This is a genomic window from Aporhodopirellula aestuarii, from assembly GCF_023701485.1.
Lineage (GTDB): Bacteria > Planctomycetota > Planctomycetia > Pirellulales > Pirellulaceae > Rhodopirellula > Rhodopirellula aestuarii.
Map to the genome: position 1 here is coordinate 1 of NZ_JAMQBK010000049.1, position 16,262 is coordinate 16,262.

2 protein-coding genes are annotated in these 16,262 nt (G+C 58.7%); one reads left to right on the forward strand and one right to left on the reverse strand.

All coding sequences use genetic code 11. The features are described 5' to 3' along the window. The first annotated feature begins 180 nt into the window (after positions 1-180). Entirely contained in the window at positions 181-14,601 is a 14,421-nt protein-coding gene (locus NB063_RS18435; RefSeq protein ID WP_250930230.1) for a VCBS domain-containing protein, read from the forward strand. A 28-nt stretch (positions 14,602-14,629) separates the two neighbouring features. Here the strand turns inward: NB063_RS18435 and aroE are convergent, their stop codons facing one another. Further along, positions 14,630-16,120: a shikimate dehydrogenase gene (gene aroE / locus NB063_RS18440; protein ID WP_250930231.1), complete on the reverse strand. Its 1,491-nt coding sequence runs from the start codon at positions 16,118-16,120 to the stop codon at positions 14,630-14,632. Between the last annotated feature and the right edge of the window lie 142 nt (positions 16,121-16,262).

Genomic DNA, 16,262 nt, shown 5'->3' on the forward strand with positions numbered 1-16,262 from the left:
TACGAATCATTATCCGGCGATGCCATCCTCGTCTGGAACAACGGCACGACGGGGACTTCGGGGCTGTCCTACAAGGTCTGGAACGGAAGCTCATGGTCGGCAACCAACACGATCACGACCCCCGTCACGGGTGAGCCGTCACAATTACAACTCGCCACCGCGCCCGATTCCGATGAGTTGGTGTTGGTCGGAAGCAACGCCAGCAACCAGGACTTTGCCATCGTATGGGACGGTGACAATTGGGGCAACGCCCAAACCCTATCGACCATTGCCGGTGCCAGTAACACCGAAGTCGCTGTTGTCTATGAGCAACAAAGCGGTGATGCGATGGTTGTCTACGGGGACAATACGTCAAACGCGCACTATCGAATCTGGAACGGATCGACATGGGGTGCTCAACAGGACCTGACACCACCCGCCGGCGTCACCGGACAAGTCACTTGGTCCAGCGTCGCATCGGATCCCACCAGTGACCGGATTGCCTTCTCGGCTCATACCACCAACAAAGAGACCTGGCTGGCCGTCTGGAACGGTAGCAGTTGGGGAGACAAACTGTTGGCCTCTACCTCTGAGAGCATCAATACGTTTCGTAGTGTCGCGGTCGCGTTTGAATCACAGTCGGGCGATCTGCTGGCGGTCTATACGGAAAACGATAACCGATTCAGTTACCGCACCTGGGCCAACGGCAGCGGATGGTCAGCAGAATCGTCGGGAGTGGACCTGGGAGACAAAGTGCGAACGATCACATTGTCCAGCCGCCCTGAGACCAATCAGATCATGCTGACGGCACTCGATGACAGCGGCGACATCAACAGCCCGCTTTGGGACGGACGATCCTGGAGCGAACGAAATGAGGTTGAAAAAGACTCCGGTGAAACAACCACTCAGCCGTTCTTGTTTCTTTGGGACGAGAATCCCGCCTACTTAACGGCCGCTGCCAATGACACGGCGTTCTGGTTCAGCACCGATGGGGATGTCAATTCGAAGGGTGCCGCAGGCCTAAACTCATGGACCAGCGGTGAAGTTCTCGCCTTGGGCGACCCAGACTTGAAGCTGGAACCGGTTGACGGAATCACGACCGCAACCGCCACGTCGGTTTTCAATCTAGATAACTTTGGCGGCGATACCAAAATCGATGCCCTGCACTACGTCAGTGCAGATATCCAGGTAGGCAGTTCCAACTTCAATCTGCTTGCCGGCGACATCCTGTTTTCCACCCGAGACGCAGAGACACTGGTCAGCACCAATACGCTGACCATTGCGAACTCCGATATCATCGTCTTCCGCGCCGACACGGCCGGCGATTATTCCTCGGGAAGTTTTTACGTCCTATTGGAAAACCCCACCGGTCTCGATTTGCGAAGCATTTCGCTGGTCGAAAAGAACACCGTCGTCGGTGACACCACGCTGCAGGCGGGTGACTTCCTGATGAGTACCGGCACCTCACTGCTCTTGTACGAAACGACCGATGTCGGTGCTGGAACGACAAGCGGCACGGTAAAAACGTTGCTAGATGGGTTGGACGCCAATGTTAGCTTGGACGAAGACATCAATGGCGTTGAACTGTATGAATCGGACACGGTCATCGGTGGGCACACGATTCTCGCCGGTACGATCCTCGTTTCCATCGACAGAGATAGCGACGTTGGCAGCAACAGCCTGAGTATCAAAAAGCACGATTTGGTGGCCCTTACCGTCTCGCAAACCACGCTGGTTGCTGGATCGGGCAACGGCAATGTGACAGCCCAGTTGATCTTGGATGGCTCGGACATCGGTTTGACGGGAGGATCCGAAAAGATCTCCGGTTTCACCGCAATTCCAAACAATCAGACCCCGACCGACATCGCGCCCAACAGCCTATCGGTCGACGAAAACACAGACACATCGAGCGGATATAGCGTTGGCACCCTGACGGCAACCGATGTGGATGCCGGCGAAACGTTTAGCTATAGCATTGTCGGTGGAACCGACGCCGCCAAATTCTCGATAGGCGGCGGCGGAAACAACGAACTGATCCTGACCGACGGCACGCTCGATTTCGAGTCGAAGTCGTCCTACAGCGTCACCGTACGGGTGACGGATTCGGCGTCGAACGTCTACGAGGAAACGCTAACGGTCAACGTCAATGACTTGAACGAAGCTCCGGTAATCACCGGTGGTCCGGATACGGCGGGACTTACCGAAACCGACAGCGGACTGACTACCAGCGGCACCTTCACGGTGACGGATCAGAATACCCCCGATTCGGTCACCGCGGACGTCGATTCGGTTGGAATCAGCGGGACGGGAAGCGGTAGCGTGCCAGCGGGTTTGACGAATTCGATACTGAAAGGTTACATGTCGGTCAGCCCGACTGCCATTCTTGATGGCACTGAAACCAGCGACACGCTGACCTGGGACTTCAACAGTGGCAGCGAAGCATTCGACTTCTTGGCCGATGGCGAAACGTTGATCCTGACCTACACGATCAGCGTCACGGACGATGCCGGGACTCCGCTAAGTGACACCGAAACCGTTACCGTGACGATCACCGGAAGCAACGACCAATCGATCATCGATCTCAATGGTAGCGACGGTGCTGGCAGCAACTACTCAACCACGTTTTCTGAAGGCGACTCACTGATCGGTGTGACCGATAGTGATGCAACAATCAGCGACATTGACAATTCTACTTTCAATTCGCTGACAATGACCTTGACGGGCGCTGCGAATGGAACGGAAGAGCGATTGCGTTTTGCTGGCGTCGAGTTTAAAGCGACAGAAAGCAGTTCCAAAGTAGTGACGGTAGGATCAACGTCATTTAGCATTGTTACCGGCGGCACGGATTTCACGATCACCCGCAATGGTGGTGGAACGATGCCAGGCTCGGACCTGCAGACTTTGCTTCGATCGATTCAGTACGAAAACCAAGACAACAACATCGCCGAAGGAACGCGCACCTTCGATTTTGTGCTTCAGGATGCAGACGGGCTTGATTCAGCTCTCTCAACAAGCACGATCAGTGTCGGCGGGGTCAACGACGCACCCGTTGTTGGCGCACCGGGTAGCCAACTCAACGCGACCGAACAAATCGGACTGGCGATTGAAGGCACCGGCTTCACTGTTTCCGATGCGGATGCTGCCAGCGGTGCGATGACAGCCACGATCAACGTCGGCGAAGGAGCGATCACGGTTACCGCTGGCGACTCGGGAGTTTCCATCAGCGGTGGCAATGGGACTGGCACGGTCACCATCACTGGAACACTCAGCCAACTCGACAACCTGTTGACGGGCGTCAGCACCGGCAGCATCACGTATTTGAACAACAGCGATACCCCAAGTTCGTCGACCGTGATCACTGTCACCGTGAACGACGGCGGTAACACCGGCACCGATCCGGGGCTAACCGGCGACGGATCGAGCGAGGAGGGTTCGGCGAGCCAGACGATCAACATCGCCGCCGTCAACGATACCCCCGTTGTCAGCGGGCCCGGCAGCGCGTTGTCAGCCACCGAACAAGTCGGACTGGCAATCGAAGGCACCGGATTCACCGTCACCGATGTCGATGCGGCTAGCGGCACGATGACCGCTACGATCAACGTGGGCGAAGGAGTGATCACGGTTGCCGCGGGTGACTCGGGGATCACCATCAGCTCGGGCAACGGCACCGGAACCGTCTCGATTACCGGCACGCTCAGCCAAATCAACAACCTCTTAACGGGTGCCAGCACCGGCACGATCACCTACCTTAACAACAGTGACACCCCGAGCGCGTCGACCACGATCACCCTCACGGTCAACGATGGTGGCAACACCGGCAGTGATCCGGGACTGACCGGCGATGGAACTAGCGAAGAAGACTCGTCAAGCCAAACGATCAACATCGCTGCCACCAACGACGACCCGACGAATCCAGGCGGTTTACCGAGCGATATCACAGTCACCGAAGATGTCAACGGCAATGTGGATCTGTCACAGATCAACTTGAATGATGTCGATCATGGCGGCGGCAATTTGACCTTGACTCTGACCACGTCGACGGGAGGAGCGTTAACGGCCAGCAGTGGTGGCGGAGTCACGATCGGCGGCAGCGGTAGCGGCACGCTGACCTTGACCGGAACGCAGGCCAATCTGAACACTTACCTCGACAACGCCAGCAACATCCAATACCTGCACACGACCGCGAACTTGAATGGCGACAACGCCGATTTAATCAACGTCAAAGTGAACGACAACGGAAACACGGGATCCGGTGGTGGTTCCGACATTGATCTTGGGAACGTCAACGTCGACATCGCGGCGGACAATGACGCACCGGTGCTGGACAACTCAGAAACGTTCACACTCAGCGACATCACCGAAGACGATACCAACAACGGGGGCCACACGGTCGCATCGATTATTTCCAGCTTGTCGGGCAACCGCATCACCGATGTCGACTCCAGCGCGGACGAAGGGATCGCGATCCGATCGATCAGCGGCGGCAATGGAACGTGGCAATACTCGCTCGACGGTTCGTCTTGGACCGACGTCGGCACCGTCACCACCAGCACTTCGCTGCTGCTGCGATCGAGCGACTACCTCCGCTATGTTCCCGATGCGATGAACAGCGACACATCGTCCGTGTCGTTTGTCGCCTGGGACCAAACCGCGGGCACCCAAGGCACCAAGGTCAACACGACGACCACCGGTGGAACGACCGCATTTAGCGACGATGTCGGCACCGCCCAGATCAACGTGACCGCGGTCAACGACGCGCCAACGATCACCGATTCGGCCACCGTCAGTTTGCCCGGAACCAACGAAGACACGCCCTCCACTCCAACCAGTGTCGACTCAATCCTGTCGTCGGCAGGTTGGGCGGATGTCGATACCGGGGCGGCCAAGGGGATCGCGGTCACCGCGGTCAGCAGCAACGGAGACTGGCAATATTCGACCGACGGAACCAATTGGACTTCATTCAGCGGGATCACCGGCAGCAATGCCCTGCTACTGAGTGCGTCGACGCAAATTCGCTATCAGCCCGACACCCTTAACGGCGAAACCGCCACGTTTGACTTTGTCGCGTGGGATACCACCACAGGATCCGCTTCGTCGTTCGGTTCACCATCGTACGCCAACCCAGGCGGCGGGGGCAGTACAACTGCTTACTCAAGCGAAACGGCGACCGCCTCGACGGTGGTCACCGACGTCAACGACGCCGTGGTCGCCGTGGCTGATACGGACACGGCCACCGAAGCGGGTGGCGTCGCCAATGCGTCCGCCGGTAGCAACCCGACCGGCAACGTGCTCAGCAACGACATGGAATATGACTCCGGCGATACGCTCAGCATCACCGGCGTGGCCGCCGGCACTGTCGGCTCGGCATCGGGCAATGTCAACTCGACCGTCACCGGAACCTATGGTGATATCGTCATCGACGTCAATGGGAACTACACCTACACCGTCGACAACAACAACTCGATCGTGCAAGCGCTGCGTACCAGCGGAGATACGATTACCGACACGTTCACGTACACCGTCACCGATAGTGGTGGAGCCACGTCGTCAACCCAAATCGTGGTCACGATTGATGGGCAAAACGATGCTCCAACCGCGGTGACCGACAACGTGATTGCTGTGGAAGCAGGTGGCGATGGTAACGCTGACGCGGGCACCGACCCGACCGGGAACGTGCTGACGAACGACACCGACGTCGATTCAGGCGATACCAAAACGGTCACGGGGGTCACCACGGGCGTCGCGGGCTCGGCGAGTGGAAACGTGGCTTCGTCGGTCACCGGCAGCTACGGCAGCATCACGATCAACGCCAACGGTGCATTCACCTACAACGTCGACAACAACAACTCGGCGGTCGAGGCCCTGCGAACCTCATCCGATACGCTGCAGGATGTCTTCACCTACACGATGACCGACACCGACGGAGCGACCTCGACGACCCAAGTCACCGTGACGATTCAAGGTCAAAACGATGATCCGGTGGCGGTCGATGACAACATCATCGCGGCCGAGGCGGGCGGAACCAGTAACGGAACCCCGGGAACCGACCCCACGGGTAACGTGCTCAGCAACGATACCGACATTGACTCGGGCGATACCAAGACCGTGGTCGGAGTTGCCGCGGGATCACAAAGTTCCGCTTCGGGATCGGTTGCCGCCAATGTCGCCGGCACGTATGGAACGATCGAAATTGATGCCAGCGGGACCTACGTTTACACCGTCGACAACAACAATTCGGCGGTACAAGCACTGCGAACGTCGGGCCAGTCGTTGTCGGAAGTCTTTACGTACACGATGCAGGACGCCAGCGGTGCGGATTCCACGGCGGAAATTACTGTCACGATCACCGGCGCCAATGACGCACCCGACGCCGTCGCCAATGCGGCGACCGCCACCGAAGCCAGCGGAATGTTGAACAACATTTCGGGAACCGATCCGTCGGGCAACGTGCTGACCAATGACACCGACGTCGATGCCGGCGATACCAAAACAGTGACCGGCGTCGCCACGGGCGTGCAAGCCTCCACGTCCGGCAATGTGGGCGGAACCGTGATCGGCACGTACGGATCGTTGGTGATCAATGCCAACGGTAGCTATACCTACACGCTGGACAACGACAACGCCGCGGTGGAAGCGTTAAACGATGGCGATACGCTTTCGGAAACGTTTTCTTACACGATGCAGGACACAGCCGGATTGGCGTCGACCACGCAATTGGTCATCACCATCGATGGTCGCACCGATTTGCCGGTTGCCGAAGCCGACCACGCCACCTCCGAAGAAGCGGGCGGAGTCGCCAACGCCACGCCGGGCTCGAATCCCGCCGGAAACGTGCTCGACAACGACGCATCCAATAACGGCAAGTTCGTCACAGGGGTCGCGGCGGGTTCCACGGGATCGGCCAGCGGCAACGTCGGTGTCTCGGTGACCGGTAGCTTCGGAACGGTCGTGATCAACAGCGACGGTACCTACACGTACACGTTGGACAACAACAACGCGGCGGTCGAAGCACTACTGACCTCGGGCGATCATGTCACCGACATCTTCACCTACACGATGGAAGACGCCTTCATGAACGTGTCGTCGACCGAGTTGACGATCACCGTTGATGGGCAAAACGATGCTCCCGTGACAACCGACGACACCGCGATCGCCGCCGAAGCCGGCGGGATTAACAACGCTACGGCGGGGAGTGATGCAAGCGGCGATGTGCTCGCTAACGACACCGATGTCGACGCGGGCGATACAAAATCGGTGATCGGTGTTCAATTAGGCACCGTCGGATCCGCATCAGGATCCGTTGGGGCATCGGTCGCGGGCAACTACGGCCAGATCGTGATCAATAGCGACGGAAGTTACACCTACACGATTAATCAAAACAACTCCGCCGTCCAAGCCCTGCGAACCGCAAGCGATACGCTGCAAGAAGTCTACACCTACACGATGCACGACACCGCGGGGCTCGAATCGACTTCGCAAGTCACGATCACCATCCAAGGATCCAACGACGCTCCCGTCGCGGTCGTCGATACCGCAACCGCCTACGAAGCGGGCGGAAGCGGCAATGGCACCGCGGGTGCCGATCCGAGCGGAAATGTTTTGTCTAACGATACCGACGTCGACAGCGGCGATACCAAAACCGTCGTGGGCGTGGCTGCGGGTGTCCAGGGTTCGGCGACCGGTTCGGTGGGGACGCTGGTCACAGGCTCGTATGGCTCCATCACGCTCAACTCGGACGGCAGCTACACCTACAACGTCGACAATAATAACGCCGCGGTCCAAAACTTGCGCACCAGTGGTGAAAGCCTTGATGATGTTTTCACTTACACCTTCGAGGATACCGACGGACTCAGTTCCACCACGCAAATTACCGTAACGGTGCGTGGGGCCAACGACAATCCGGACGTGGTTGCCGACAACGCAACCGCGGTGGAAGCCGGCGGAACGGCAAACGGTACCGCAGGCAGCAACCCGACCGGCAACGTGCTCGCCAACGACAGCGACGAGGATGCTGGCGATACCATGGTCGTCAGCGGGGTGACCGCCGGGATCGCCGGATCGGCAACCGGTTCGGTCGGATCGAGCGTCGCGGGTTTGTATGGTTCGATTAACATCGCCTCGGACGGCAGCTACAGCTACAACGTCGACAACAGCAATCCGCTCGTAGAAGCTTTGCTCGACAGCGGCGACACGCTCACCGACATCTTCACCTACAGCGCAGAGGACCTCTCCGGGGCAACGTCGACCACTCAAATCACCATCACGATTCAAGGTGCCAACGATGCCCCGGTGGCGATCGCTGACACCGGCATCGCTAACGAATCGGGTGGCGTTTCCAACGCGACGGCAGGCAGCAATGCGACCGGCAACGTCCTCGCTAACGACGATCCCGTCGACGCCGGTGACACCCAGTCCGTAACCGGCGTGGCCACGGGCGTACAAACCTCAACCTCCGGCGGCGTTGGCTCCGGTGTCGTGGGAACTTACGGAACCTTGACTGTCGATTCGGCGGGCAACTACACCTATGTCATCGACGAAACCAACACCGACGTCGAGGCGTTGCGAACGTCCAGCGACACGCTAACGGAAGTGTTCTCGTACACCACCGAAGACGCTGCGGGTCTGTCGTCGACGACGCAGCTCACGATCACCGTTCGTGGCTCCAATGATGCTCCCGTCGCGACGCTCGACACCGCGATCGCGACCGAAGCCGGTGGCGTCGCCAACGGGACGGCTGGCACAAACCCGTCAGGCAATGTGCTGACCAACGATACCGATGTCGATGCGAGCGACACCAAGAATGTGGACGGCGTTGTCGCCGGGGTCGCAGGTTCCGCCAGCGGCAATGTGGCATCAGACGTCACGGGCGCGTACGGCAGCATTAACATTGACTCCAATGGGAACTACACCTACACCGTCGACAACAATAACGCCGCCGTGGAAGCCCTCCGCAACAGCAGCGAAACACTCGACGATGTGTTTACCTACACCACGATCGACGCCAGCGGTGCCACCTCGACAACGCAAATCACCGTCACCATCCAAGGCAGCAACGACGAGCCCGTTATCTCTCTCGGAGTCGGTGACAGCGCCGCGGAATCGCTCACCGAAACCGACACCACGCTCACCACCAGCGGCACACTGACCGTCACCGACCTGGATCTGACCGATTTGGTCACCTCCACCGTCAGCAGCGTCGTTGCCAGCGGAACCACCACCGGACTGGGGTCCGACAACACGGCATTGCTCGCCATGTTGACCTCGACCGCTAACGTTCTGGATGCCACCGAGCAATCCGACACGCTGACCTGGAACTTCAATTCCGCCAGCGAAGCGTTCGATTATTTGGCCGCCGGCGAATCACTGACCCTGACTTACACGATTACCGTCACCGACAGCCAGGGAGCGACCGATACCCAAGACGTCGTGATCACCATCAACGGCACCAACGACACACCTGACATCACCATCGGTGGCGGCAGCGCCGCGGACACGCTCACCGAAACCGATACCACGCTCACGACCTCGGGCACCCTGACCGTCGACGATCTCGACTTGTCGGACTCCGTCACGTCGAGCGTCAGCAGCGTCGTTGCCAGCGGAACCACCACGGGACTGGCTTCCGACAACGCCGCCCTGCTCGCGATGTTGACCTCCACGGCCAACATCATCGATGGCACCGAAATCACAGACACGCTGACTTGGAATTTCAATTCCGCCAGTGAGTCGTTTGATTACTTGGCCGTCGGCGAATCGCTGACACTGACCTACACCATCACCGTCACCGACAGCCAAGGTGCCACCGATACCCAGGATGTCGTGATCACCATCAACGGCACCAACGACACACCTGACATCACCATCGGTGGTGGCAGTGCAGCGGAAACGCTCACCGAAACCGATACCACATTGACCTCCACCGGCACGCTGACGGTCGATGATCTCGACTTGTCTGATACGGTCACGTCGGCCGTCAGCAGCGTTGTCGCGGGTGGGACCACGACGGGACTGGCCTCCGACAACACGGCATTGCTCGCGATGTTGACGTCGACGACCAACGTGCTCGACGGCAGCGAAATCACCGACACGCTGACTTGGGACTTTAATTCCGCCAGTGAATCGTTTGACTACTTGGCCGCCGGTGAATCACTCACGCTGACCTACACGATCACCGTCACCGACAGCCAGGGAGCGACCGACACCCAAGATGTCGTGATCACGATCAATGGAACCAACGACACGCCTGACGTCACGATCGGGGGTGGCAGTACTGCGGAGTCGCTCACCGAAACCGATTCCACGCTGACGACCTCGGGCACGCTGACCGTCGACGACCTCGATCTGTCCGACACCGTCTCGTCAACCGTTAGCAGCGTCGTCGCTGGCGGAACCACCACGGGACTGGCGTCGGACAACACCGCCCTGCTCGCCATGTTGACCTCCACGACGAACGTGCTCGACGGAACCGAAATCACCGACACGCTGACTTGGAATTTCAATTCCGCCAGTGAGTCATTTGACTACTTGGCCGCGGGCGAATCGCTAACGTTGACCTACACGATCACCGTCACCGATAGCCAGGGAGCGACCGACACTCAAGATGTCGTGATCACCATCAACGGCACCAACGACACACCTGACATCACGATCGGCGGTGGCAGCGCCGCTGAATCGATCAATGAAACCGATACCACGCTGACCTCCTCGGGCACGCTGACCGTTGACGATCTCGACATGTCTGACACCGTCACGTCGACCGTCAGCACCGTCGTTGCCGGTGGAACCACCACGGGACTGGCGTCGGACAACACGGCATTGCTCGCGATGTTGACCTCGACCGCGAACGTGCTCGACGGAACCGAAGTCACCGACACGCTGACCTGGGACTTCAACTCCGCCAGTGAATCGTTTGATTACTTGGCCATCGGCGAATCGCTGACGCTGACTTACACGATCACCGTCACCGACAGCCAGGGAGCGACCGACACTCAAGATGTTGTGATCACGATCAACGGCACCAATGACACGCCCGACATTACCGTCGAGACCGGCGACAGCGCCGCCGACACACTGGCCGAAAACAACACGACGCTGACCACCAGCGGCACGTTGACGACGACGGATCTGGATCTGTCTGACACCGTTGCCTCCACCGTCAGCGGAGTCGTCGCCAGTGGCGACACGTCCGGGTTGGGCTCGGACAATACGGCTTTGCTGGCCATGCTCAGCTCCACCGCCTCCGTCCTCGACGGCTCGGAAACTTCCGACACGTTGACGTGGGATTTCAATTCCGGAAGCGAGCATTTTGATTACCTCGCCGCCGGTGAGGCGTTGGTTCTGACCTACACGATCACCGTCACCGACAGCCAAGGAGCCACCGATACCCAAGACGTCATCATCACGATCACCGGTGCCAACGACCTGCCCGTGATCACCGTCGAATCCGGTGACAGCGCCGCTGATGCGTTGACCGAAACCGATACCACGCTGAGTACCACAGGAACGCTCACCGTCACCGACCTCAACCTCTCCGACACCGTGACGTCGACCGTCAGCAGCGTCGTGTCCGGCGGAACAACCACCGGACTGGCCTCCAACGACGCGGCGCTGCTTTCGATGCTGTCCTCCACGGCCACGGTGCTCGACGGAACCGAAACCGTCGACCAACTGACCTGGAATTTCAACTCCGCCAGCGAAGCGTTTGATTATCTAGCCGATGGTGAATCGTTGACATTGACTTACACGATCACGGTCATCGACAGCCAGGGGGCGACGGACACGCAAGACGTCGTGATCACCATCAGCGGTACCAACGACACGCCTGACATCACGATCGGCGGTGGCAGCGCCGCGGATACACTCACCGAAACCGACACCACCCTCACCTCCACGGGCAGCCTGACCGTTGACGATCTCGACTTGTCCGACACCGTGACGTCGACCGTCAGCAGCGTCGTCGCGGGCGGAACCACCACGGGACTGGGGTCCGACAACACGGCATTGCTGGCGATGTTGACGTCGACCGCCAACGTGCTCGACGGCAGCGAGATCACCGACACGCTGACCTGGGATTTCAATTCCGCCAGCGAATCGTTTGATTACTTGGCCTCGGGCGAATCACTCACGCTGACTTACACGATCACCGTCACCGACAGCCAGGGAGCGACGGACACCCAAGATGTCGTGATCACGATCAACGGCACCAACGATGCCCCCGTCATCACCGGCGGCCCCGCCTCGCTCGGACTAACCGAAACCGATGCCGGATTGACCGGTAGCGGATCGCTCACGATTGGTGATTCCGATGTGACTGACAACGTCACCGCGGCGGTCGACAGCGTTGCCGTCAGTGGCACGGGGGCGAGCAGCGCTCCGGGAACGCTGACCAACACCGTTTTGGAAGGCTTTTTATCGATTTCGCCCACTGCGATCTTGGATGGAACTCAAATCACCAATTCGCTGAGTTGGGATTTTGACAGCGGCAGCGAAGCGTTTGATTTCCTCGCCACCGGCGAGACGTTGGTGCTGACCTACACGATCAGTGCCACCGATGATGACGGCACCCCGCTGAGCGACACCGAAACGATCACCGTCACCATCACCGGAACCAACGACGGTCCCGTCGCCGTCGTGGACTCGAACACCGCGGTCGAGGCCGGTGGAATTGCCAACGCCAACGCGGGCACGGATCCAACGGGCAACGTGCTCGCTAACGACACCGATGCCGACGTGACCGATTCCTTCAACGTCAGCGGCGTTGCAGCGGGTGTCGCCGGTACCGCATCGGGGTCGGTGGGAACCCAGGTCACCGGAAGTTACGGGGAAATCGTGATCGCGAGCGATGGCAGCTACTCCTACGTCGTCGACAACGATAACGCAGCGGTCCAAGCACTGCGTACCTCGTCCGAGACGCTCGATGACGTCTTCACGTACACCATTACCGACCAAGACGGTGCCCAATCGACTCAGCAAATCACGATCACCATCCAAGGAACAAACGACGCACCCGATGATCTGACCGCGGTCGGCATGAGCGTCGACGAAAACCCCAGCAACGGACAGGTCGTTGGGACTGTTTCGACGAGCGATGTCGATGCCGGTGACACGGTTTCCTACCTTTTGACCGATGACGCCAGCGGACGGTTCGACATCAACAGTGATGGCGAGATCATCGTCTTGGACGCCTCGAACATCAACTACGAACTCAACACGCAGCACGACATTACGATCCAGGTGACCGATGCGGCCGGGGCGACGTACCTGGAAATCTTCACCGTCTACGTCAACGATGTCAACGAATTTAGTGTCGTCGGATACGGCGATATCGACGGAGCGACCAACGAGGTCGATGAAAACACACCTGGCGGTGTGAGCGTTGGGATCACGGTATCGGCCAGCGACGCGGATGGTTCGAACAACACGATCACCCACTCACTGATCGACGATGCCGGGGGCCGATTCACGATCAATCCTGCGACCGGCGAGATTTTAACATCGGGTTCGGCACCACTGAACTACGAAGTCGATAGCTCGCACAACGTGACGGTTCGGAGTGTTTCGGCCGACGGCAGTGAAGTGATCCAGAACTTCACCATCGCGATCCGCGACATCAACGAAGCTCCGGTCGCCAACAACGACTCCTACAACACGTTTGCGGGTCAATCGGTCACGCTGACAACTCCCAATCCACTGGACAACGACACCGATGTCGATGGCGATGCCTTGGGCCTCGTCCTCGTGGCGGGACCTTCCAATGGAAGTCTTTCGATCGATATCGACGGTGTGATCACGTACACACCCAATTCGGGTTTCTTCGGCGTCGATGCGTTCACCTATCGCAGTGACGACGGAATGTTGCTCAGCGCCAACGTCGCGACGGTCTCGATCAACGTCCAGGCCGGGGGCGGAGGCGGAGGTAGTGGCTCGGGAAGCGGAAGCGGATCGGGTAGTGGAAGCGGATCGGGCAGTGGCAGTGGCAGTGGATCAGGTTCCGGATCAGGCGATGGCGGCGGTGATGACGGTGCCGGCAGCGGCACAGCTGGCGACGGTAGTCCGCCAGCCGATGTACCCATCGGCGGGCTAGCCAATGAAACGGGTGGATCGTCCCAAAACGAATCCGCGGACCATCCTTCCAATGCACAGCGGAATCAATCGCAACAAAACGGTGATGCCGACGATGAAGGTGCGGGAACGTCCGAGAAACGGGACTCGATGATCATTGGCGGTTCGAGACACATCCTGCGATCGAGCCACTTTATGTCCGGATCAAGGCACGACGAGATGCTCTCCGTCGCGTCGATCTTCCGCCTAGGGCTCGCCGACAATTTGTTGGACACAAACGGAGACGCGTGGATGTCATGGTACGCGTTAGCGACCCCCACCGAGTTTGCCGCAAGTGAAAACGACGAACATGAATTCTGGGTCGGCGGCGTCGGCACCACGCTCGGCATCGCATCGATCGGCTACGTCCTCTGGGCGTTACGCGGCGGCATGTTCGTCGCCACCATGTACGCGGGGATTCCCGGCTGGAGAATGCTCGACCCGACCACCCTCCTCAACGCCTACCGAGGCGACGACCATCCCCGAGACAGGGTCGAAGAATTACTCGATGCGGATGAATAGGGGGGAGTTGGGAGCTGGGAGCTAACAGCTAATTAACCTGCACCGGGTTCGTTGCCTGTTTGATCTTCTGCCGCATCAGATCCGTCGGGGCGTCTTTGCCGGTGAACAAGCGGAATTGGTACGCGGCTTGGCGGACAAACATGTCGACACCTGTGACAACACGGGCCCCCTTGCGTTTGGCGTATTTGACCAACAGCGTATTCTCGGGGTTGTAAACCGTATCGAAGACAACCATGTATTCGTTGAGCGCCGACATGGGGTAGGGGCTGCTATCCACGTTGGGGTGCATTCCGATAGGCGTGCCGTTGACCAGCAAGTGAGCTTTGGTGTCATGCCGTTGCTCCCACTCAATGGCATGGCATCCCAACTCGCCAGCCAACATTTGGGTGCGTTCCATCGTCCGCGACGCGATGTAAACATCGCACTTGCGTTGCCGAAGCCCCCAGGCGATCGCACGCGAAACACCACCGGCACCAAGAATCATCGCGACTTTGCCCTGCATCGAATTTTCTTGTCCGCGTTTGATCCCAAAGATCTCTTCGATGCAATCCATCGCGGCGCGGTAATCGGTGTTGTAACCAAGTCGCTCCTCATTGGTGAAAATCATCGTGTTGATCGCCCCGATTCCCGTCGCACTCGCCTCGGCTTGCGTGCAATAGGGTAACGAAGCCTCTTTGTGTGGAATCGTGATACTGATTCCTTCGATCCCGATACTTTGTGCCGTGTTCATGAACGTCTGCAAGTCGTCTTTGGGCAAACGGAACGGCAGGTATCTGGCGTTCAAACCCGCATCCACAAACGCGGCGTTGTGGATCAGCGGACTGTGGCTGTGCGCGACCGGATCGGCGATCACACCAAACAACGCCGTGTCTTTATTGATCGACTCGTAGTGGTAGATGCTGTTCATCTCCTTCCAATTCAGCTGCCCCGGCGCGAGCTTTTTGTCGCTGCTGAAGGTGGCGTAGGTGAACGGTGATCCGACACGATTGGCGAGGATCCGAGTCATCATTCCCAACTCGCCCATGCAGATTCCGATTGTCGGGATCGTCGCCTTCTCGACCAATCGGATCATGCGAACGTTGTCAGAAAACGTATTGGCCATCGTCGCGATCTTGACGATGTCCGCGTCCTCGGCCGCCATCGCAGCGTGCAATTCGTCGAGTTCGTCAGGCGTGCCGGAGAAATCGTGATAGCTGATGATTCGCTTGGTCGCGCCATAACGGGGAATTTGTGACGCCACGTCGGCTTCGATATCGATGTATTCGACGCCCGCTGCGATCGCACTTCGCAACAACATCAACCGATCCTGCTCGGATCCTTCCCACCGGCCGCCGTCTTCCTTACGACGGACCGAAATGACGACAGGGCCAGGACGATCCTGAACGAGCCGCTTTAAATTGACCGCCCTCGTGATGAAATCGAGGCGTAATTCGACGAGTTCCGCCCCCTGTTCCACCAGAAATTGATGTTCCGCGATCATTTTTTGGTGGCGGGCACGCCCAAGACTAACACAAATCATTGAAAATAAGCTCGAAAGGCAAACAGAAAGGTTCCCGCATACGGTCGGTCAACGGTGTCCGACAGTTTATAATAGTTCGTATGAAACCGAATAGACCGTGGACAACCGACATCGGTTCACGGTGGACCGTGCCCTATCTACG